The organism is Ruegeria sp. BH8 (genome assembly GCF_056538065.1).
Map to the genome: position 1 here is coordinate 174080 of NZ_JBQFSP010000002.1, position 21705 is coordinate 195784.

The 21705-nt window shown below is 57.9% G+C and carries 21 protein-coding genes; 4 read left to right on the forward strand and 17 right to left on the reverse strand.

The window, feature by feature from the left end:
- Positions 1 to 89: 89 nt before the first annotated feature.
- The 12 genes from ACR0AD_RS07945 to trpS all read right to left on the reverse strand — a co-directional run bounded on the left by ACR0AD_RS07945 (position 90) and on the right by trpS (position 10660).
- On the reverse strand, positions 90 to 1013 hold the full coding sequence (locus tag ACR0AD_RS07945) for a sulfite exporter TauE/SafE family protein (protein ID WP_480483182.1): 924 nt from the start codon (positions 1011 to 1013) through the stop codon (positions 90 to 92).
- Between the two features lie 90 nt (positions 1014 to 1103).
- On the reverse strand, positions 1104 to 2072 hold the full coding sequence (locus tag ACR0AD_RS07950; RefSeq protein WP_480475132.1) for an ABC transporter permease: 969 nt from the start codon (positions 2070 to 2072) through the stop codon (positions 1104 to 1106).
- On the reverse strand, positions 2072 to 3166 hold the full coding sequence (locus ACR0AD_RS07955; protein ID WP_480475134.1) for an ABC transporter permease: 1095 nt from the start codon (positions 3164 to 3166) through the stop codon (positions 2072 to 2074). The genes ACR0AD_RS07950 and ACR0AD_RS07955 overlap by 1 nt, the downstream gene beginning before the upstream one ends.
- Position 3167: 1 nt before the next feature.
- Positions 3168 to 4697, reverse strand: a complete 1530-nt coding sequence (locus ACR0AD_RS07960; protein ID WP_480475136.1) for an ABC transporter ATP-binding protein — start codon at positions 4695 to 4697, stop codon at positions 3168 to 3170.
- A 95-nt stretch (positions 4698 to 4792) separates the two neighbouring features.
- The gene (locus ACR0AD_RS07965; RefSeq protein WP_480486668.1) at positions 4793 to 5791 is read right to left on the reverse strand and encodes a BMP family lipoprotein; all 999 of its coding nucleotides are present in this window, start codon (positions 5789 to 5791) and stop codon (positions 4793 to 4795) included.
- 158 nt (positions 5792 to 5949) lie between these two features.
- Positions 5950 to 6363, reverse strand: a complete 414-nt coding sequence (locus tag ACR0AD_RS07970; RefSeq protein ID WP_480486670.1) for a GNAT family N-acetyltransferase — start codon at positions 6361 to 6363, stop codon at positions 5950 to 5952.
- Positions 6360 to 6950 (reverse strand): tRNA (adenosine(37)-N6)-threonylcarbamoyltransferase complex dimerization subunit type 1 TsaB, encoded by a 591-nt coding sequence (tsaB, locus tag ACR0AD_RS07975; RefSeq protein ID WP_480483190.1) that lies wholly within the window; start codon positions 6948 to 6950, stop codon positions 6360 to 6362. The genes ACR0AD_RS07970 and tsaB overlap by 4 nt, the downstream gene beginning before the upstream one ends.
- Positions 6940 to 7503: a NifU family protein gene (locus ACR0AD_RS07980; protein WP_480486672.1), complete on the reverse strand. Its 564-nt coding sequence runs from the start codon at positions 7501 to 7503 to the stop codon at positions 6940 to 6942. The genes tsaB and ACR0AD_RS07980 overlap by 11 nt, the downstream gene beginning before the upstream one ends.
- 69 nt (positions 7504 to 7572) lie before the next feature.
- The gene (locus ACR0AD_RS07985; protein ID WP_480486674.1) at positions 7573 to 8166 is read right to left on the reverse strand and encodes a DsbA family protein; all 594 of its coding nucleotides are present in this window, start codon (positions 8164 to 8166) and stop codon (positions 7573 to 7575) included.
- Between the two features lie 9 nt (positions 8167 to 8175).
- Positions 8176 to 8631, reverse strand: a complete 456-nt coding sequence (locus ACR0AD_RS07990; RefSeq protein WP_267366250.1) for a universal stress protein — start codon at positions 8629 to 8631, stop codon at positions 8176 to 8178.
- Between the two features lie 77 nt (positions 8632 to 8708).
- Positions 8709 to 9572, reverse strand: coding sequence for a branched-chain amino acid aminotransferase (locus ACR0AD_RS07995; protein WP_480486675.1), 864 nt, complete (start codon positions 9570 to 9572; stop codon positions 8709 to 8711).
- A 59-nt stretch (positions 9573 to 9631) separates the two neighbouring features.
- Positions 9632 to 10660 carry a tryptophan--tRNA ligase gene (trpS, locus tag ACR0AD_RS08000; RefSeq protein ID WP_480486677.1) on the reverse strand — a complete coding sequence of 343 codons (1029 nt, stop codon included), beginning with the start codon at positions 10658 to 10660 and terminating at the stop codon, positions 9632 to 9634.
- Between the two features lie 86 nt (positions 10661 to 10746).
- On the opposite strand from trpS, the gene ACR0AD_RS08005 reads away from it, so the two are divergent.
- Positions 10747 to 11433 (forward strand): rhomboid family intramembrane serine protease, encoded by a 687-nt coding sequence (locus ACR0AD_RS08005; protein ID WP_480483200.1) that lies wholly within the window; start codon positions 10747 to 10749, stop codon positions 11431 to 11433.
- Here the strand turns inward: ACR0AD_RS08005 and murJ are convergent, their stop codons facing one another.
- The 3 genes from murJ to ACR0AD_RS08020 are packed head-to-tail and all read right to left on the reverse strand — an operon-like array spanning position 11434 to position 16923.
- Positions 11434 to 12975 carry a murein biosynthesis integral membrane protein MurJ gene (murJ, locus tag ACR0AD_RS08010; RefSeq protein WP_480486679.1) on the reverse strand — a complete coding sequence of 514 codons (1542 nt, stop codon included), beginning with the start codon at positions 12973 to 12975 and terminating at the stop codon, positions 11434 to 11436.
- On the reverse strand, positions 12972 to 15791 hold the full coding sequence (locus ACR0AD_RS08015) for a [protein-PII] uridylyltransferase (protein WP_480486681.1): 2820 nt from the start codon (positions 15789 to 15791) through the stop codon (positions 12972 to 12974). Before ACR0AD_RS08015 ends, murJ begins: the two co-directional genes overlap by 4 nt.
- On the reverse strand, positions 15751 to 16923 hold the full coding sequence (locus ACR0AD_RS08020; RefSeq protein ID WP_480483206.1) for a penicillin-binding protein activator: 1173 nt from the start codon (positions 16921 to 16923) through the stop codon (positions 15751 to 15753). The genes ACR0AD_RS08015 and ACR0AD_RS08020 overlap by 41 nt, the downstream gene beginning before the upstream one ends.
- An 88-nt stretch (positions 16924 to 17011) precedes the next feature.
- Between ACR0AD_RS08020 and rsmI the strand changes: the two genes are divergently transcribed.
- From rsmI to gshB, 3 genes are all read left to right on the forward strand, one after another.
- Entirely contained in the window at positions 17012 to 17869 is an 858-nt protein-coding gene (gene rsmI / locus ACR0AD_RS08025) for a 16S rRNA (cytidine(1402)-2'-O)-methyltransferase (protein WP_480486683.1), read from the forward strand.
- A gap of 1 nt (position 17870) precedes the next feature.
- Positions 17871 to 18242, forward strand: coding sequence for a YraN family protein (locus tag ACR0AD_RS08030; protein WP_480486685.1), 372 nt, complete (start codon positions 17871 to 17873; stop codon positions 18240 to 18242).
- A 61-nt stretch (positions 18243 to 18303) separates the two neighbouring features.
- The gene (gshB, locus tag ACR0AD_RS08035; RefSeq protein ID WP_480486686.1) at positions 18304 to 19236 is read left to right on the forward strand and encodes a glutathione synthase; all 933 of its coding nucleotides are present in this window, start codon (positions 18304 to 18306) and stop codon (positions 19234 to 19236) included.
- Here gshB and ACR0AD_RS08040 read toward each other — a convergent pair.
- Both ACR0AD_RS08040 and ACR0AD_RS08045 read right to left on the reverse strand, forming a co-directional pair.
- Complete coding sequence (locus ACR0AD_RS08040; protein WP_480486688.1) at positions 19233 to 20747, reverse strand: YifB family Mg chelatase-like AAA ATPase; 1515 nt, start codon at positions 20745 to 20747, stop codon at positions 19233 to 19235. The two genes, gshB and ACR0AD_RS08040, sit on opposite strands and share 4 nt — an antisense overlap.
- A gap of 46 nt (positions 20748 to 20793) precedes the next feature.
- Positions 20794 to 21678 (reverse strand): glutathione S-transferase, encoded by an 885-nt coding sequence (locus tag ACR0AD_RS08045; RefSeq protein ID WP_480486690.1) that lies wholly within the window; start codon positions 21676 to 21678, stop codon positions 20794 to 20796.
- Between the last annotated feature and the right edge of the window lie 27 nt (positions 21679 to 21705).

The window sequence follows — 21705 nt, forward strand, 5'->3', positions numbered from 1 at the left end:
TACCGTCACTTTGCTCTGGGTCTTGGCTTGCCTTCTATCAAACTCGAATTCAAGAGCGGTTATTGTCGCGTGGTACGGGGAAAACAACATCATACCCCTCCAGGCTCTGCCAGAGAAAAGATCTCCAACGGCGGCAATAGAAGGTCAAATCCGATCTTTCCGGCAACGCCCATGACCAGCAACGCCAACAAAATGCGCAGCTGTTCGGCTTTCAGACGTGCACCGATCTGCGTCCCCAATTGCGCGCCCAGAACGCCGCCAAGCAACAAGAACAGGGCAAGCACTATGTCGACGCTGAAATTTGTCGACGCATGTATCATGGTTGTGAAACCGGCGACGAAAATGATCTGGAACAGGGATGTCCCGATAACCACTTTGGTCGGAATGCCAAGAACATAGATCATCGCGGGTACCATGATGAACCCGCCGCCGACACCCATGATCGCCGACAGGATGCCAACACCAAACCCGACCAGTGCAGGTGGTATGACCGAGATGTACAGGCTTGATGCCCGAAACCGCATCTTGAAGGGCAGTGCGTGAACCCATGTACGCTGGCGTCGCTTGGGGGCAGGTTGATACCCGGACTTTCTGGCTTTTCGGATGGCGGCAAGGCTTTCAATGAACATCAGGGTTCCGATGGCCCCCAGAAACACGACATAACAAATCTGTACAGCCAGATCGACCTGTCCGAGATGCTTGAGAAAATTGAAAACCACCATACCCAGGGCCGCGCCAAACAACCCTCCGGTCAGCAGAACGCTTCCCATTTTCAGGTCCACGGTCTTGCGCCTGAGATGGGCCAACAATCCCGAAATGGAGGAAGCGACAACCTGATTGGCTGATGTCGCAACGGCAACCGCCGGGGGAATGCCGATAAAAAACAGCAGCGGAGTGATCAAAAATCCTCCGCCGACACCGAACATGCCAGATAAAACACCGACGACCCCACCGATCCCCAACAGCAGGAATGGGCTGACAGAAACTTCGGCTATGGGAAGGTATACGTGCATACCCTCTTAGAACGGTTGCGGCATGCAAAATCAACTCTGCATGCCGCCTTGCAGCGAACAGGACTGAAACTCCATTCGGAACTGGCCTTATCAGCGCTCTTTGATGTAGGGCTCTCCGCCTGCCCGTGGTGGCACGGCCTTGCCGACAAAACCGGCCAGAATAACAACTGTCAGGATATAGGGCAGGGCGTCCATCACCTGGACCGGAATCACTACGCCACCAAGATCGATGTTTTGGAACCGAAGTGCTACCGCCTGAAGCAGGCCAAACAGCAAACAGGCCCACATGGCGTGCCACGGACGCCATTTGGCAAAGATCAAGGCGGCCAGCGCAATAAAGCCACGACCAGCGGTCATTTCCTTGACGAACCCCGCCTGCAAAGCCGTCGCCAGATAAGCGCCCGCGATACCACAAAGTACGCCACAGATCGCGACGGCTGCGAAGCGCAGGCCAACCACGGATACACCTGCCGTGTCGACGGCTGCCGGGTTTTCACCCACAGCCCGCAGGCGCAGGCCGAACCGTGTGCGGAAAAGCACCCACCACGTTGCTGGAACCATCAGGAATGCCACATAAACAAGGATCGAATGGCCCGAGAGCAGTTCGGAATAGATCGGGCCGACAATCGGAACCCCTCCAAGCGCATCGGCAAATGGAAAGTTGATAGGCTCGAACCGGCCGCCACCAAAGAGCGAGGGCGTTCGACCGCCCTGTTGGAACCAGCTTTGGGCGACAAGCACTGTCAGGCCCGAGGCGAGAAAGTTTATTGCGACACCCGAAATCAGCTGGTTGCCCCGGAAGGTTATCGATGCCAACCCGTGCAGCCCTGACAACGCCAATGAGGATCCGATGCCTGCCAGCAAGCCCAGCCAGACTGAACCCGTAACCGCCGCGACAGCCGCAGAAAAGAACGCGGCCACCAGCATTTTGCCTTCCAGCCCGATGTCGAAAATGCCAGCCCGTTCCGAATACAGACCGGCCAAACAGGCCAGCAAAAGAGGCGTAGATAGGCGGATGGTCGAATCCAGAACCTGGATGAGGGTTACAAAGAAGTCCATTACTCTGCCCTCTTCCGCATACCAAGGAACAGTTTCTCAAGCGGCATCCGTACCATGTTGTCCAGCGCACCGGTGAACAGGATCACCAGCGCCTGAATGACCACGATCAGCTCGCGCGGGATCGATGCCCACAGTGCCAGCTCGGCCCCGCCCTGATACAGGAACCCGAACAAAAGCGCGGCCAGCAATACGCCGAAAGGATGTGAGCGCCCCATAAGGGCCACGGCAATCCCGATGAACCCAGCGCCTTCGGTCGAGTTCAGGACAAGGCGCTCCGCCTCGCCCATGACGTTATTGATGGCCATCAAACCTGCCAGCGCACCCGAGATCAGCATCGCAACAATAGTAATGCGAACCGGTGAGATACCGGCATAGACCGCGCCGGTTTCAGAGTGGCCATAAGCTCGGATTTCATAGCCCAGCCGGGTCCGCCAGATCAGCGCCCAGACGACGACACAGGCCAGCAACGCAATGAAGAATGTAATGTTTACCGGAGCCCCCCGGAACACCACGTTTTCTGCGGTCGAGAACATTGACTGGAAAGTTGGCAGATGGACGGTTTCGGGGAATCGCGCGGTTGCCGGGTCCTGCGACCCTTGCGGGCGCATGATGTTGACCAACATGTAGTTCAGAAAGGCAGCGGCAATGAAATTGAACATGATCGTGGTAATCACGATATGGCTGCCGCGCTTGGCCTGAAGGTAGGCTGGGATAGCGGCCCAAAACGCACCGAACAGCATTGATGCCGCGCAGGCCGCAAGCAATGCAATGCTCCAATGCGGCCAGTCGACGTACAGGCAAACCATGGCCACCCCAAGACCGCCCAACATCGCCTGACCTTCGCCACCAATGTTGAACAAGCGGGCGTGGAATGCGACGGCGACCGCAAGGCCGGTAAACATGAAGTTTGTCGCGTAATAGAGCGTATAGCCCCAGCCATAGGTTGACCCCAACGCGCCTGTAACCATCAGCTTAACAGCTTCGACGGGGTTTTCTCCGATGGCGAGGATGACTAGCGCAGACAGGAAAGCGGCCAGCAACAAACTGATCAGCGGGATCAGAACGACATCGGCCCATTTAGGCATTTTTTCCATCCTACGCGGCCTCTCCTGCAACACCGGCCATCAGCAGGCCAAGTTCTTTTTCATCTGTTTCGCTGGGCAGGCGTTCGCCCATGATATGCCCGTCGAACATCACTGCGATCCGGTCGGACAGCGAGAAGATCTCTTCCAACTCAACCGAAACCAGCAGGATCGCCTTGCCTTGGTCGCGCAGGGCAACGATCTGCTTGTGAATGAACTCGATCGCACCAATATCAACGCCACGTGTCGGCTGGCCGACCAGCAGCAGGTCAGGGTTTCGCTCGATTTCGCGGGCAACGACGATTTTCTGCTGGTTCCCGCCCGAAAAGCTCTTGGCGGCAAGCCAAGGATCCGGTGGCCGAACATCGAATTTCTCGATCTTGGCTTCGGTATCAGCGCGCAGCGCGGAATTGTCCATGAACAGGCCACGCTGATAAGCGGGGTCCCGGTGATAGCCAAAGGCCACGTTCTCCCACGCGTGGAAATCCATAATCAGGCCTTCGCGCTGACGGTCTTCGGGCACATGCGCGATGCGCTGTGCACGACGCGCCTGACCGTCTGATCCGGCACCGCTTAGTGCCAGCGGTTCGCCATTCAGCTTGATCGAGCCTTGTCCCGGACGCATCCCGCCCAGAACCTCTAGCAACTCCGACTGTCCATTGCCCGCCACACCGGCAATGCCAACGATCTCACCGGCACGAACGGTCAGGTCGATACCTTTAACCCGTTCAACACCAGCGGAATCAAAAACGCTCAGCTTTTCGATCTCAAGGATGGGTTTGCCCGGCGTCGCAGGCACCTTGTCGACTTGCAGCAAAACCTTACGGCCTACCATCAGTTCGGCCAGTTCTTCAGGGCTGGTGTCTGAAGTTTTCACCGTAGCCGTCATCTGCCCACGGCGCATGACCGAAACGGTATCGGTGTTTTCCATGATTTCGCGCAGCTTGTGGGTGATCACGATGATCGTTTTCCCTTCGGCTCGCAGACGATCCAGGATACGGAACAGCTGGTCAGCCTCTGCCGGGGTCAGAACGCCAGTCGGTTCATCCAGAATCAGAATCTCGGCCTTGCGATACAATGCCTTCAAAATTTCGACACGCTGCTGCATCCCCACACCGATCTCATCAATGCGTTTGTCGGGGTCAACGAACAGTTCGTATTCTTCTTCCAGTTCTTTCAGTTCTTTGCGGGCCTTGGCCAGAGACGGAGCCAGAAGGCCGCCATCTTCGGCACCCAGAACGATGTTTTCCAGAACAGTGAAATTCTCCACCAGCTTGAAGTGCTGAAACACCATCCCGATGCCCGAGGCGATAGCCGCCTGGCTGTCAGGGATTTCGGTCTTTGTCCCGTTGATCCAAATTTCACCTTTGTCGGCTTTGTAAAAGCCGTAGAGGATGCTCATCAGCGTGGATTTGCCCGCACCGTTTTCACCGATGATCCCATGGATCGTACCGGGGGCGACGCTGATTGAGATGTCTTTGTTGGCCTGAACCGGCCCAAAGGATTTGGAGATCCCTTTGAGCTCAATGGCGGGGACGGTCATGTCTTACCCTCAACTGCCGAAAAGCCCATCCGGCAGGTGGCACGGATGGCAGAGTGGATGGCGGGGCGGAAGGGTTCCTTCCGCCCCGCGCGATATCAGAACTGCAGTGCGGGGCAGCTGTCGTTCTCGTAATAGCTGACAACGGTGATATCGCCGTTGATGATGGCTTTGCGGGCTTCTTCCACCGCATCGTTCATTTGGACCGAAACAAGCTCTTTGTTGTTATCGTCCATGGCGACGCCTACACCTTCTTCGGCCAGTCCCATGGTGAACACGCCGGTTTCTACGGCGTCACCTGCTTTCATCGCGTCATACACCGCGACGTCCACACGTTTCAGCATCGACGTCAGGACCTTGCCCGGATGCAGGTGGTTCTGGTTGCTGTCCACGCCGATCGACAGGATGCCTTCGTCGGCTGCCGTTTGCAGAACGCCAACACCTGTACCGCCAGCCGCGGCATAGATCACGTCAGCACCCTGGCTGATCTGTGCTTTTGTAAGTTCCGAACCTTTTACCGGGTCGTTCCATGCCGCAGGGGTGGTGCCGGTCATGTTGGCGACAACATTGATGTCCGGGTTCACGGCTTTGGCGCCTTGTGCGTATCCGCAACCAAAGTGGCGGATCAGCGGAATGTCCATACCGCCGATAAAGCCAACGGTTCCCGATTTCGATGCCATCGCTGCCATCATGCCAACCAGGTACGATCCTTCATGCTCGGCAAAGCCGATCTGGCGGATGTTGGGGATGTCCAGCCAGTTCACGTCGACAGCCACGAATTTGGTTTCAGGATAATCGCCTGCAACGGCCGACAACGGATCGGCCATACCAAAGCCCATGGTGATGATCGGATTAGCACCTGATTCTGCGAAACGGCGCAGAGCCTGTTCGCGCTGTGCTTCCGACTGGATCTCGATCTCGCGGTACTCGCCGCCGGTCTCATCGGCCCAACGCTGCGCGCCATTATACGCGGCTTCGTTGAAAGATTTGTCGAACTTGCCGCCCAGGTCAAAGATCAGCGCCGGTTCGGCGAAAGTTGCACCTGCGGTCAGAGCGACAGCAGCGGCAGCACCCATCAAGGATTTCATCAGGGTCATTTAAGTCTCCCATTTTTTTTGTTGGCACGAGGTAAGATTAGCCCCGTTTACCCACTTTTAGCGAGCATAAGTGTTGTGATGGCGGGAATTAAGGACGTTTGCAACCGTGATGGTCAATTGATTTCTGACCAAATGGTCTAAAAAATCTTTGGTTGCCGTTAGGGCAGTCGGCGTTCCATCACAAGAGCATCGATATTTGGGCCTGTTTTTCTGGAATAATACCCCTTGCGCCGACCGCACTGGCGATACCCGCATTGCCCATACAGCGCGATTGCTGCAACATTGTCGGCAGCCACGTCCAGAAAAGCGCGGTTTGCCTGCAAAGTGACTGCCCGGTCGTGCCAGTTGCGCATGGTCTGAAACCCGAGACCTTGTCTTTGAAACGCGGGGTGAGTCGCAATCGTCAGCAACTCTGCCTCACCCGCGATCACCTGAAACAGGGCAAAGCAACGGGCATCCCCAACGCAGTCAGTGAACCGGTTCTCCAAAAGGCTGGCGAATTCATCGGCAGTCCAGGGGCGTGACTGGGTGAATGCCGCTGCATGTGTCGCTGCCATCTCGTAAGGCGTCATTGGTCCAGTAACACAGGCGGCACATCTCGGGACGGGGCTGCGTCCGCAGGTCTGACATATAGCGGGGCCGGAGGTGCACTGACCTTGCGCCATCGTCTTGCGGCATGTCTGGCAACGGCTTGTACCTGCAATGCGGGATCGGAGCAGACATACAAAGGCCCATGCTGTTCGGCCTCGTCCCTGGGCAAAAGGCAAGGGCCGGTTCCGGGAAGTTGTACATACACCTGTTCGCGCGGCGCAGGGATGGCTGGTAGCTGTCCCTCTTCTGCCAGTTCAATCAGAGCATCGAATCCAGAAACGCCCACCGCCGGGACGCCAAGGCCCAAGGCAAGGCCCCGGGCGGCAGAGACCGAGATGCGTATACCCGTGAAATTGCCGGGCCCAATCCCAACACCGATAGCGTCCAGATCGGCCCATACGCAACCGGCCTCGGTCAGCACTTCTTGCAGCAAGGGCATCAATCGTTCGGCTTGACCCCGCGACATGCCTTCGACACGGGATACTGCGATCACACCGCCACGCAACAAAGCGGCCGCGCAATGCGCGGCCGATGTATCAAATGCCAGGATCGTCGGGTCAGACGGCAACTGGGCGAACCTCAGTCACTTCGGGGATGTAATGGCGCAGCAGGTTTTCGATACCCATCTTCAGTGTCAGGGTTGATGACGGGCACCCCGCGCAGGCACCTTGCATGTGCAGGTAGACGATGCCGCGATCAAAACCATGAAAGGTGATGTCGCCACCATCCTGTGCCACGGCCGGGCGCACGCGGCTGTCCAGCAGGTCTTTGATCTGGTTGACGATTTCTGCATCTTCTCCGGTATGTTCGGCATGACCCGAGGCCGCTGCCGCGTCGGCACCTATGACGGGCTGGCCGGATTGATAATGCTCCATCACTGCGCCAAGAATTGCAGGTTTGATGTGATCCCATTGAACATCGTCGGATTTGGTCACCGTGACAAAGTCGTTTCCAAAGAACACACCGGTCACGCCGTTTACGGCAAAGATTCGTTTGGCCAATGGGGACTTGTCACCAGCCTCGGCTGTCGGGAAATCCGCGGTTCCAGCCTCAAGAACCGTTTGGCCGGGCAGAAATTTCAACGTGGCCGGGTTTGGGGTGGATTCGGTCTGGATGAACATGAGGCAGCTCCGTCTGAGGTGTTTCTGATATGCGCTCAGGGGTCGGAGAAGTCAATATTTGGAACGATTCTAAATTGTGACCGCGTAACGAATCGCGTCATCCAGCCGGTCATCCCCCCAAAACAGCTCTGTTCCTGCCACGAAAGTCGGTGCGCCGAACAGGTCAAGTGCTTTTGCGCGCGCGGATTGCTCGAACAGCGCAGCCTTGATGCTCGGATCTTTTGCGCGATTTATCACTGCCGCAGGCAGACCCGCCATCTTCAGGCAATCCTCAAGCACGTCTTCGTCAGAGATGTCCCTCCCGCCCCCGAATTCAGCGCTGAAGACAGCCTTTGCGAAGGAAGCCCGTTCTTCGCGATGCGCAAGGGCCAGAGCCAGGCGCGCTGCGGTGAGGGAGTTTTGCGGGAACGGGTCAGGCCGAACCAACGGCAGCCCTCGTGCGCCGCAAAGACGTTCCATGTCGCGCCACATATAGCGCCCTTTGGCCGGATACAGGTTGAACGGTGACGTGCGCCATCCCTGATCCGCGAAAATCGGACCCAACAGAAAAGGCTGCCAGTCGACCGGGACGCCTTTGTCCTGCGCAGCCTGTTCGATCCGCATCGCGCTGAGATAGGAATAGGTCGAGGCGAAGTCGAACCAGAACTGCAACGTCTTCGCCATGTTCGATCCTCAGGTGATTTCTTCCAACTTTTCCTTGCTCAGGTCACCTGGAACAATCGTGATCGGGATCGGTAGGCTGCCAGAGTTTTTTGTGAGCTGGGTTACCAGCGGACCGGGGCCTTTCTTGTCAGTCCCCGCCCCAAGAACAAGAACGCCGATCTCAGGGTCAGACTGAACGTGTTCGATGATCTGCGGCACCGGATCACCTTCGCGAATGGCCAGTTCAGGTTCTACGTTCTGTTTGTCGCGCATCCATTTGGCGAAGACTTCGAAATGGGCATGGATACGTTCCCGGGCTTCTTCGCGCATGGTTTCGGCAACACCGATCCAGTGATTGAACTCGTCCGGCGGAATAACCGACAAGATCGTCACTCCGCCACCTGTATGCGCGGCACGCATCGCGGCGAACCGCATTGCGTTCAGGCATTCACGGCTGTCATCCAGAACAACTAAGAACTTACGCATGGGTGTCCTCTTCAATTTTAAGGGATCATGCCCGAGCGTTTGCGTGCTGGCAACTCGGACACGTTCATGTCGATGTACTAGCGTTCGCTTGCAGCCCAGTCCCAGTAAAGTGTGCGGGCACGGCGGGCAATGGGACCAACCTGAAACTGTGTGTCTTCCAGCGCAGTTACCGATGTGATCTTGCTCATATTGCCGGACATGAAAACCTCATCCGCCTGGTGAAAATCCTCGAAACCCAAGACCGTTTCATGAACTGTAACACCATCCTCGCGCAGATTCTTGATATGTCGCGCCCGCGTGATCCCTGCCAAAAATGTGCCGTTGGGGATCGGGGTAAAGACCTCGCCATCCTTGACCATGAAGATGTTGGCCGTTGCCGTTTCGGCCACATTGCCCATCGCGTCAGCGACCAGAGCGTTCGAGAATCCTTTGGAGCGTGCCTCTTGCAACATGCGCGCATTGTTGGGGTAAAGGCACCCGGCCTTGGCATTGACCACAGCCGATTCCAGTACCGGGCGACGGAATCGCGTGGTCGACAGCGTGGCCGAAGCCGTTTCTGGTGCCATTGGGATTTCTTCCAGACAGATGGCAAACCCTGTGCTGTTTTCCTGCGGAACGATTGCCGTGCTATCGCCGTCAATGCCCCAATACATCGGGCGGATATAGACAGCCGTGTCAGGGCTGTAGGCTTGCAACCCTTCATGTACCAATTCGACCATCTGCTCGGTTGTCATGGTCGGTGTCAGCATCAGGGCTTCGGCGGACCGGTTCACCCGGGCGCAATGCGCGTGCAGATCAGGGGCCAACCCGTCGAAATAACGGGCGCCGTCAAAGACCGAAGACCCTAGCCACGACCCGTGATCCGCTGCGCGCATGATGGGAGTATCCCCGTCATGCCATTGGCCCTGGAAATAGGTCCGGATGTTTTTGCCGGTTGCCATGACGCCCTCCTGTGGTTCAGGCAGACCCTAGGAGGGCGTCAGGCGAAGGTCCAGTGCATTCAGCGTGATGCCGATCCGACCATACCGACGATTTCATAGGTCTTTTGCAGGATCGGAGCGGCGATCTGGCGGGCGCGCTCGGCCCCATGAGCCAGAATCCGGTCAATCTCGGCCTGTTCTCCCATAAGACGCGACATCTCAGTCGAGATTGGGGCCAGCTTGGCGACTGCCAGATCAGCCAACATCGGTTTGAAATCACCGAACTGCTTGCCCCCAACTTCGGCCAGAACCTGCGCTATGCTCTGTTCGCTGAGTGCTGCGTAGATATTGACCAGATTGCGCGCTTCGGGGCGGCCCTCCAGACCTTCGACATCCGACGGCAAAGCGTTAGGGTCGGTCTTGGCCTTGCGGATTTTCTTGGCGATCGCATCGGCATCATCGGTCAGGTTGATCCGGCTCATGTCCGAGGGGTCGGAGGACGACATTTTGCGCGAACCGTCCCGCAGGTTCATCACGCGCGGGGCAGGGCCTCCAATCACGGGCTCAGTCACGGGAAAGAAGTCGACGCCGTAGTCGTGGTTGAACTTGATCGCGATATCGCGGGTCAATTCCAGGTGCTGCTTCTGGTCTTCACCCACAGGAACATGTGTCGCGTGGTAGACAAGAATATCGGCTGCCATCAGGGCAGGGTACGCAAACAGGCCAAGCGAGGCATTTTGCGCATTTTTGCCCGCCTTGTCCTTGAACTGCGTCATCCGTTGCATCCAGCCCATTCGGGCGACGCAGTTGAAAATCCAGGCCAGCTGAGTGTGTTCGGGCACCTGGCTTTGGTTGAACAGGATTGATTTTTCTGGATCAAGACCCGCCGCGATAAAGCCCGCGCAAACCTCGCGTGTTTTTTCGCGCAGACGATCTGGGTCCTGCCATACGGTGATGGCGTGCAAATCGACCATGCAATAGACGGTTTCGAATTCGGGACCCTGCATATCGACAAAACGCTTGAGTGCACCAAGGTAGTTCCCAAGGTGCAGGTTTCCCGAAGGCTGGATGCCGGAAAACACGCGTGGCGTGAATTGGGACTCAGTCATCAAAGGGAACTCCTGTCTGGAAAAATCAGCCCCCGTCGCTTACCCATGAGGCAAAGGGACGTCAACAGCCGCGAAAGGCCAGCCCAATGAGCAGTGGACATTACACACCGCCTGTGAACCCTCTGCCACCTGCTGTGGTGGCGTTGGTTCTGTTCATAATCGGGATAGAAATTGCCTTCACGCTGGGATCACGCGGGCTGGTCGGAGGGCCAACAGCGGTGGGCTGGCGGCTGGATGCGATACAGCATTACGCGTTCTCGGCGGATATTTTCGACTGGATGGTTCTGAACGGGCGCTGGCCATTCGAACATGTCATCCGCTTCGTGACCTACCCCTTTGTATCCGCCAATTTCACCCAGGCGATTTTCGTCTGTGTTTTCGTGCTGGCGATGGGCAAAATGGTTGGCGAAGTGTTCGGCAGTTTCCCAATGCTGCTGATTTTTGTCGTGTCGGGCATTGGCGGCGCATTGGCCTACGCCGTGTTACTGGACCCGCGCTATCCGCTGATCGGAGGGTTCCCGCCGGTGTACGGTCTGATAGGCGCATTTACGTGGTTGTTGTGGCGCAAACTGTCACTTGTAGGTGCAAACCAAGCACGGGCATTTCAATTGATTGCCGTCCTTATGGGCATACAATTTCTTTTCGGCCTGATCTTTGGTGGCAACTGGGAATGGGTTGCTGATCTGGGTGGGTTTGCCACCGGTTTTGGCATGTCTTTTCTTGTTGCACCGGGCGCGTGGTCCCGGATCGTCGGCCGCATTCGCCGGGATTGATCAGGACCGGCGCAGGGCGTGCTTGAACTCCGACAGTTTGAAAGCGCCGAAGATATGGCCCAGAAGGAAATATGAGACGGCCGCGACCATGATCAGGACCAGCAGTGCCAGATAGCGCCAGCCGGGAACATCCAATGCCCACCCGAACAGGTAGAGCGCTGCGTATAATATCGCGCCCATCCCAAGCGAAGCGGCCACAATCCGGCCCGCGCGCTTTTTGAACCGGACATCAAAGCGCGCCTCTTCACCCATACGTCGTGCGCCGAAAGCCAGTAGCACCACCATCGCCCACCCCGCAGTCGATGCGGCAATTGCTGGCGCGATCCAGCCCACCAGTGGAAACAGACCAAACGCAAGAGCAGCGTTCACGATCATCGCAACAACTGCGTAGTGAAACGGGGAACGCGTATCCTCGCGCGCAAAGAACAGCGGTTGCAGCAATTTTTGCAACATGAAGGCCGGAAGCCCGACCCCATAGATGGCAACCGCAAGGGCCGTGGCGGCCGTATCCTCGGGGCCGAACTGACCACGTTCGAACAGCACCGATACGAGGGGGGTTGGCATAACCACGAAGGCCACAGTCGAAGGCAGCGTCAGCAGCAGTGTGAACTCACCGGCCCGGGAAAAGGCATTGCGTGCGCCCTCTTTGTCCTCCGCACGCAAACGGCGGGACAGGTCCGGCAACAAGACTATGCCGACAGCAATGCCTACAACACCCAAAGGCAACTGGTAGAGCCTGTCTGCGGCAAAAAGCCAGCTGACGGCATTTTCGGTTTTCGATGCAACCAATTGCCCGACAACGAGATTAACCTGTGTGACCCCCATCGCCAGCGCGGCCGGGACCGCGATACGTACCATCCGTCGCATTTCAGGCGTCAGGCGCGGCATGCTGGGGCGGATGCGGATGTCGGCGCGTTCGGTTGCGATCCAGACCAGCGCCAGCTGCGCGACACCGGCCACTGGAATGACAGGGATCAACCACCGGATCACCTCGCCGCCGGACATGGCACCGGCAATCAGGGCGGTGCAAGCGAAGATGTTCAGCAGAACAGGTGCGGCTGCCGCCGCCGCGAACCGCCCGGTTGCATTCAGAACGCCTGAAAACAAGGCAGCCAGAGACATGAACAGGATGTATGGAAACACAACATATCCATAGTCCACCGCCAGATCGAACCGTTCATCGCCGTAAAACCCTTCGGCGGTCAGCCACACCAGACCGGGCATGAAAACCATGGCCAGCCCGACCAGCGCAAGAACAGCCACTGCCAGAAGATTGAATGCGTCCTGCGCAAAACCCTGAGGGTTTTCGTCTGCTTCCAGTCGTTTGGAAAACATCGGCACAAAGGCCGCGTTAAATGCCCCCTCGGCGAAAAAGCGGCGGAACATGTTGGGCAGGCGAAAGGCAGCAACAAAGGCATCCATCACTGGGCCCGGTCCGATATAGGCCGTCAGCAGTATTTCCCGCAGAAACCCCAGAATTCGGCTGGCGAGCGTCCAGAAGCCGACCGTGAACAAGCCCGAGAACAAGCGTATTTGCTTCATGAGGCCGCACGCTCGGCGCCTTCGGTGATTGCCGTGCGCAGCTTCGCCTCAAGTCCGCGCTGCTTGCTTTCCGAGTAATACTTCAAGCCGAACATGTCCTTGACGTAGAACGTATCGACCACCTGCTCGCCATAGGTCGCAATCACGGCATTGGCGATATACACGTTCGCCGCGGCCAGGGTCCGGGTCAGGTCAAACAGCAGGCCGGGGCGGTCGCGTGTGTCTACTTCGATGATCGTGTAGATTTCAGAGCCCTCATTGTCGAACGTGATATGTGTTGGCACGTTGAAAGCGCGTTCGCGTTTCTTGATCTTGTCACGTGACTTCAGTGCTTCCTTGGCGACGACTTCACCGCGCAGGGTCTTGTGAATCATCTGCGTCAGGCGTGGAAGGCGCGATGCCTCGAACGGGTGCCCTTCGGCGTCCTGAATCCAGAACGCGTCCGTCACGTAGCCGTCTTTGGTGGTATAGCTGCGTGCATCCACGACATTCGCGCCGACCAGAGCCAGTGCCCCGGCGATGCGGGCAAAAATACCGGGGTGATCTCCCATGGCGAAACAGGCCCGCGTCGCATCACGGTCTTCATCAGGTTGCAGGCGAATTTCCATCGCGCCGGGATCGCCGCTTTGTTCCAGCGCGTACAGCATCTCGGCAAACTCGATATGCGTCGCAAGGTTCAGGCCCTGCCAATACGGGGCGTAGTGGCGCCCGGTCTCGACCTTGAGGTCAGCCTTGGACCAGTTGTCCAAGGCGCGGCGTAGCGCTGTTTTGGCCTCGGCCCCCCGGTTCGCCCGGTTCAGATCTTCCATACCGGTTTCCAGTGCACGCTTTGTTTCAGCATGCAGGGCGCGCAGCAAGGTGGCCTTCCAGTTGTTCCAGGTGGTCGGGCCAACACCGCGAATGTCACAAACCGTCAGAACCGTCAGCAAATCCAGCCGTTTGGTTGTCTGAACGGCTTTGGCAAAATCGCGCACCGTCCGAGGGTCGGAGATATCGCGTTTTTGCGCCATGTCGGACATCAGCAAGTGATAACGCACCAGCCATTCAACGGTTTCGGAATCCGATTTGTTCAGGCCGAGCCGAGGCGCCACCTTGCGCGCGATCTGTGCCCCAAGGATCGAGTGATCTTCGGGGCGACCTTTCGCAATGTCATGCAGAAGAAGCGCGACGTACAGCACCTTTCGGTTCACCCCGCCTTTCAGAATCGATGACGCCAGAGGCAGAGATTCGACCAGCTCTCCGCGTTCGATCTGGGCAAGATTGACGATGCATTGGATCGTATGCTCGTCCACCGTATAGCTGTGATACATATTGAACTGCATCATCGCCACGATGTGCTCGAACTCGGGCAGGAAAGCGGACAGCACGCCCAGCTCGTTCATCCGTCGCAATGCGCGTTCCGGGTTGCCGTGTTTCAACATCAGATCCAGGAAAATGCGCTGGGCTTCCTTGTCGCCGCGCATCTCGTCATCGATCAGATGCAGGTTCGCGCTCACCAGCCGCATGGCATCGGGATGGATCAGCATACCTGTCCGCAAACCTTCTTCGAACAGGCGCAGCAGGTTCACTTTGTCGGAGAGAAATTTCTCAGGTTCCACCAGATCCAGACGGCCGTGAACCACCTTGTATCCCGCCTTGACCCGTCGACGCCTGCGGAAAATGCGTTCCAGCAACGGCGCACCTTTCATGTGCAACGATTCGAGTTTGGTCAGGAAGATGCGCGTCAACTCACCCACGCGGGTGGCTTCGCGGAAATACCGCTGCATAAACACTTCGACTGCGCGACGCCCGGCGCGGTCCTCGTACCCCATGCGTGCGGCGACCTCGACCTGCATGTCAAAGGTAAGCTGCTCGGTCGCACGACCGGTGACAAGATGCAGGTGCGAACGCACAGCCCAAAGGAATTCTTCGGCCTGAACGAAGGTCTTGAACTCTTCGGGTGTGAACAAGCCCAAAGGCACCAGTTCGGCCACGTCCTGAACGCCATAGACATATTTCGCGATCCAGTAGAGGGATTGCAAATCGCGTAGGCCGCCTTTGCCTTCCTTCACGTTGGGTTCGACCATGTAACGCTCGCCTTGTTTGTGGTGGCGTTCATCACGTTCGTGCAACTTTGCTTCGATGAACTCGCGTTCAGTTCCCTTGAACAGTTCGTCTTTCAGCCTTCGGTCCAACCCGTCCGCCAGCGCCTTGTCACCGGCCAGATAGCGTTGCTCCAACATCGCTGTGCGGATCGTGAAATCCTCGGCGCCCAGCCGCAGACAATCCTTGATCGTGCGTGAGGAATGCCCGACCTTCAGCCGCAAATCCCAAAGGATATAAAGCATCGACTCGATAACGCTCTCGGCCCATGCGGTGATCTTGTAGGGGGTGAGAAACAGCAGATCGACGTCGGAAAACGGCGCCATTTCCCCGCGCCCATAACCGCCAACAGCCAGAACGGCGATCTTTTCACCTTGGGTGGGCGTTGCAAGCGGATGCAGGCGTGTGCTTGAGACCAGCATCGCCGTCCCAACCAGTTGATCCGTCAGGTATGTATATGAGCGCGTGAGTGCGCGCGCGTCGAAAGGACGTTCGCCAAATGCCTCTGCAATGGCCGCGCGGCCAGACTTTTGAGCCTCGCGCAGAATGCGCACCGTCTCGGACCGCATTTTGGTGTTGTCCGGGCAGACCTCAAAGGCCTGAGCCAGTGCATCATTGACGGCAGTGCTGTCGAAGATGTCTCCGGCGGGGCAGATCAACGCGCTTTCGGGCACGTTGATCGCGCCCGTCAGATCAGAAACCGGCACCAGAGAAGCTTTGTGGGGCAGGGTCAATCACAACCACCTGTTTGTTCTGGATCGTGGCAACGGCCAGACCGCGTTCGTTGGTGCCGTCCGGGCGTAGGCGGAAGATGCCGCCAACACCCTGGAAACCGGCGTTCTGCGTCAGGGCCGAAGCGGTCAGGGCGTCTGATTTGCCCTGGCTGACCAAGGCACCAATTGCGGCGATGCCGTCATAGGCCAAGCCGCTGATCGGGTGCGGTGCTTCGCCGTAGGTTGCGTTGTAACGCTGACGGTAGGCTTGTGCCTTGGACGGGTCAGGCAACGCAAACCACCCCCCCTGAACCCCCGGAAGCTCCAGAGTTTGCGGAGGGATATCCCAACGTGTCAGGCCAATGAATTGCGTGGTTGCCGGAGAAACACCGGCCTCTGGCAGCAATTGCGAGAACAGCGGCAATGCCCCCGCCGTGGTCGCCGTCAGAAAGATCGAATCCGCGCCCGTCGAATCGACAGTGGCCTTGATCGTGGGAACCGCATTAATGACACCCTGTTGCGACCGGTCGTATGCGACGGTCCCTGCATTGTTGACCCGACTGTTCGCTATGGCATTGGCGATTGCGGACCGGCCCAACTGTCCTGCGGCGTCGTTGCTGTGCACGACCACGGTGTTGACCTTGCCCTGACTGCCCGCATAATTCACCAGCCGGTTGGCCGTGTTGTCAAAGGTCGGGCCCAATACAAAGACGTTGCCGCCTGCAATGCTGGCGTTGTTTGAAAACGAAAGAACGTTGACGTTCTTGCTCAGCACCGCCAATCCCGCAGCATTCGCTGCTTGGGCATATACTGGACCAATGATGATTTTTGCCCCGTCCGCAACAGCCTGTTGTGCAACGGCTGTCGCCGTGTTCGGGTTTCCGGCCGTGTCATAAACGCGTAAGTCGATCTGGACATTTGGCAAATCCGACATTGCAAGCCGCGCAGCATTCTCAAGGCTTTGCGCCAGCGCTGCATCACCAGATTGCGCAGATCCTCTGGGAACCAGCAAGGCGACAGGAACCGGCTTTGCGGTATTGATCGAGGGACCTCCGCCAAGACCACCTGGTTCACAGGCAGCAAGAAACGCTGCGGTCGTCAGGGCAGCGGCGACTTTCGCCAGCTTGCTTACGGGCTTGCAAACGGTAAACATCTAAATGAAAACTCCCTGATCCGGCGGCTGCGAATGCTTCTGTTCTGTTGAGCCGCGATAATAAACGTCACGCTGTGAGGGTCCAGCTTTGAATTTCCAAAAGATCAAGTTGGCTGCGGGCCTGTATTTTGTTGCCACTCCGATTGGAACAGCACGCGACATTACGCTCAGGGCCTTGGATGTTTTGGCCTCAGCCGATGTGATTGCGGCAGAAGACACCCGCAGTTTACGTCGCTTGATGGAAATACATGGCATCCCGCTGGAAGGCCGACGAATCCAAGCCTATCACGACCACAGTGGCGCAGGCGCACGCGGCAAGATCATGGAGGCGCTGGCGCAAGGGCAATCGGTGGCCTACGCGTCCGAAGCAGGAATGCCGCTAATTGCCGATCCGGGCTATGATTTGGGCAAGCAGGCCGCCGAAGCCGGGTATACCGTGACCTGCGCCCCGGGCGCGTCTGCCGTTGTAACGGCCCTGACGTTGGCGGGGCTTCCCACGGACGCCTTCTTTTTTGCAGGCTTCCTTCCCAACGCATCCAAAGCACGCCGCACCCGTATCGAGGCGTTGAAGGACATCCCCGGCACATTGGTGTTCTACGAATCTCCGAAACGCGTTGCCGCCTGTCTGTCGGACCTGGCTGAATGCCTGGGGCCTGAACGGCAGGCTGCGCTTTGTCGAGAGCTGACGAAAAAGTTTGAGGAGGTCCGTCGCGGCAGCCTGTCCGAACTGGCAGAGGAGTATCGGGGCAAGACGGTCAAAGGCGAGATCGTCCTGCTGGTGGACCGCGGTCATTCGCAAAGTGTTAACGAATCCGATCTAGAAGAAGCTTTGAAACGGGCTTTGGAAAATCACTCGGTTCGGGATGCAGCGGATCTTGTATCGGAAATGTACGACCTGCCGCGCCGACCGATTTATCAGAAAGCATTGAAATTGGGCAAGGGATGACATGGGGCGGCGTGAACGACAGGGTTCGATCTCTTACCACGCCGGACAGGCCGCAGAGTCACAGGTCGCCGCAGATTACGAGCGTCGGGGCTTTGCCATAGCGCATCGTCGCTGGCGGGGCGCTGGCGGAGAGATCGATCTGATTGTGCGCGACGACGACGGGCTTGTGTTCATCGAAGTTAAAAAAAGCACCAGCTTTGAAAAGGCCGCTGCCCGGATCAGCCGCAGGCAGATCGAACGGATTTACGCCTCTGCCGCGCAGTTCTTGGAAAACGAGCCGGACGGGCAGCTGACAAACGTGCGCTTTGACGCGGCGCTTGTGGATGGTTCTGGCGCGGTTCAAATCATCGAAAACGCCTTTGGTTTTGGCTAAGCCCCATTGAACCCACAGGCGTGCTGGTCCATGTATCTGGCGGGAAACTGAGGGACATGCCATGAAAATCGCCTTTCAAATGGACCCGATCGGGGCCGTGGATATCAACGCCGACAGTTCATTCCGTCTGGCGGAAGAGGCACAGGCGCGCGGGCATTCTTTGTTTTTCTACGGTCCGGATCACTTGGCCTATCAGCAGGGTCGCATCACCGCGCGAGGTCACGACATGACCGTGCAAAGGGTTGCCGGAGATCCTGCGGTTCTGGGCCCCGAACGTGAGGTGGATCTGGCCGATTTCGATGTCGTCTGGCTGCGTCAGGACCCGCCTTTTGACATGCATTACATCACGTCCACGCATTTGCTGGATCGTCTCAAGGGGCAGACGCTTGTCGTCAACGATCCGTTCTGGGTGCGCAATTACCCGGAAAAGCTGCTGGTGCTGGATTTCCCCGAACTGACCCCGCCAACAACGATTGCGCGCGACTTGCAGACGATCAAGGCGTTCAAGGAAAAGCACGGCGATATCATCCTCAAACCGCTTTACGGGAACGGCGGCGCGGGTGTGTTCCGGCTTGATGCCAATGACCGCAACTTGACTTCCTTGCATGAGCTGTTCACCGGATTCTCGCGCGAACCTTTGATCGTGCAGAAATTCCTGCCGGATGTCAGCAATGGCGACAAACGGGTGATCCTGGTGGATGGCGAAGCGGTCGGCGCGATTAACCGTGTACCAGCCGAAGGCGAAACGCGGTCGAACATGCATGTTGGCGGACGTCCGGAAAAGATCGGCTTGTCCGAACGCGATCTTGAGATCTGCGCGGCGATTGGACCTTTGCTGAAGGAAAAGGGTCAGGTCTTTGTCGGAATTGACGTTATTGGCGACTATTTGACCGAGATTAACGTGACTTCACCGACTGGCATTCAAGAGCTGGAACGGTTTGACGGCATAAATATTGCTGAAAAGATCTGGCAGGCCATCGAGGCCAAGCTTTAGGCCATAACCCGGGCAGAGATCCGAAAACTAAGTGCCTCGGCCACGTGTTGGCGGCGGATATCGGTCGCGCCGTCCAGATCGGCGATGGTGCGCGCCACCCTCAGGATTCTATGGAAGGCCCGGGCTGACAGGCCGAAACGATCTGCGGCTTTCAACAGCAGCTCTTTTCCTTCGGCATCGGGCGTGGCGATCTCTTCCAGTATTTTGCCTTCTGCATCAGCGTTTTGTCGTAACTCCGGCGTGTCACAAAACCGGTCTGCCTGAATGGCTCGCGCCCTTTCGACACGTGCTGCAACCGTCGCCGAACTGTCGCCCGAAGGGGGCAGATCGAGGTCGGTGAAGCCCACAGGCGGAACTTCGATCCGCAGATCGAACCTGTCCATTAACGGGCCCGAGATTCGATGCAGGTAATCTTCACCACATCCCGGTGCTCGCGAACAGGCGCGCGATGGATCTGTCAGATAACCGCATTTGCAAGGGTTGGCGGCGGCGACCAGCATGAAACGACAGGGGTATTTCACATGGGCGTTCGCGCGCGCTACCATGACTTCGCCGGTTTCAATGGGTTGTCGCAGGGTTTCCAGAACCGTTCGTGGAAACTCAGGGAATTCATCCATGAACAGCACACCATTATGGGCCAATGAGATTTCACCCGGTTTGGCCCCTTTTCCACCACCAACTATGGCCGCCATCGAAGCCGTGTGGTGCGGTTCGCGAAATGGACGGGTGCGGTTTATTCCACCTTCATCCAATAACCCGCATAGCGATTGGATCATCGACGTTTCCAGGGCTTCCACGGCTGTAAGCGGCGGTAGAATTCCGGGAAGCCGTGCCGCCAGCATGGATTTGCCCGATCCCGGCGTGCCGATCATGATCAAGTGGTGACGTCCGGCCGCGGCGATTTCCAAGGCACGTTTGGCACGCTCCTGCCCTTTCACATCGCGCAGGTCGCGGTTGGACGGTGTCAGGTTCACTTCGCCGGGTTGTGCTGCTGGCAACGGGGATTGGCCCGAGAAATGGCGCACGACCTCTCCAAGTGATCCGGCGCCGATCACTTGAGTGGCATCTACCCAGGCCGCCTCGGCGCTGGAGGCGCGCGGACAAAGCAAGGCGCGGTCTTCTGAAGCTGCCGTCATGGCGGCAGGCAAGGCACCGACAACCGGAACCAGAGAACCGTCGAGCGACAACTCCCCCAATGCAACGGTGCTTTCTGCGGCATCGGCAGGGATGATGTCGAGCGCGGACAAAAGCGCCACCGCAATGGGCAGGTCGAAATGGCTGCCTTCTTTAGGAAGGTCGGCGGGGGACAGGTTGATGGTGATCCGCTTGGACGGCAGCGCAATGGCCATCGCGTTCAGCGCGCTGCGGACGCGGTCACGCGCCTCGGACACGGCTTTGTCGGGCAGGCCCACGATGGAAAAGGCTGGCAGTCCGGGTGAGACTGCGCATTGCACCTCGACCGGGCGGGCATCAACGCCTTGAAAAGCAACGGTGTGGGCGCGGGCGACCATGGCAGTCCTGTTTTGGTTAACAGGACGTTGCTGCCACGGTTCTGGTTTAAGAGTCGTTAACGGCTGCGCGCATGGCCGCGAATTTGGGCCATGCTCCGGGGTCGGCCACAGTTTTGTTCCGGCAGAATGGGTTGCAGAACCCCCAGCATTGCCCGTCAAGCTCCAGGAAATCGGTGACAGGCTTGCCGGAATACGGGCAGGCGGCGTTGATTGACGGACCACCTGAAACCGGCTTCGCAGCAGAAACACCCCCGACTGGCCAAGGGCCGGACGGCAAGTCCTGCGCGTATGGGAAGGTGTCATACTCTACGGTCAATCCCATGGCGCGCCACTGTCTGACGATGGGATCAGAGAGCAGTTCCATGCAATAAGCCCGGTTCGCCTCTGACACCGGCAGCCCATATCCTATAATCCGCGCAGCAACGGGTGTGTAGAAGACGTCTGCCAGTGAATAGGCACCAAATAACGGGCCTTGGTCTGCCCCTGACACGCTCCTCGCATGTGCCCAGAGTGTTTCAATCCTCTCCAGGTCTGACAAAGTCGCCCCAGACGGCGTAAAGCCTTGCCACACGTTGCGCAGCTGCATGGCGCATTCTCCACGCAGGGCGCTGAAACCGGCTACCATTTCGGCGCATAGCCAGCGGGCTGTTGCCCGGGCTGCGGCATCCGAAGGCCACAACCCGGCATCGGGGTGGCGTTCGGCCAGGGTTTCGGCCATCGCCAGGCTTTCCCCCACAACCGTTCCATCCGGCATGCGCAGGGCAGGGACAAGGCGGGCAGGGGCCAGCGGTTCCATGTCTTGCGCCATGGTGCCGGAATAGAGGCCGATCATGTGGCTGCGATAGGGCAGGTTGAATTTCTCAAGCATCAACCAGCCGCGCATTGACCAGCTGGAGAAGAGGCGATCGCCGATATAAAGGTCATAAGTCATGCGCGGACGATGCCTCAGCTTTGCGGA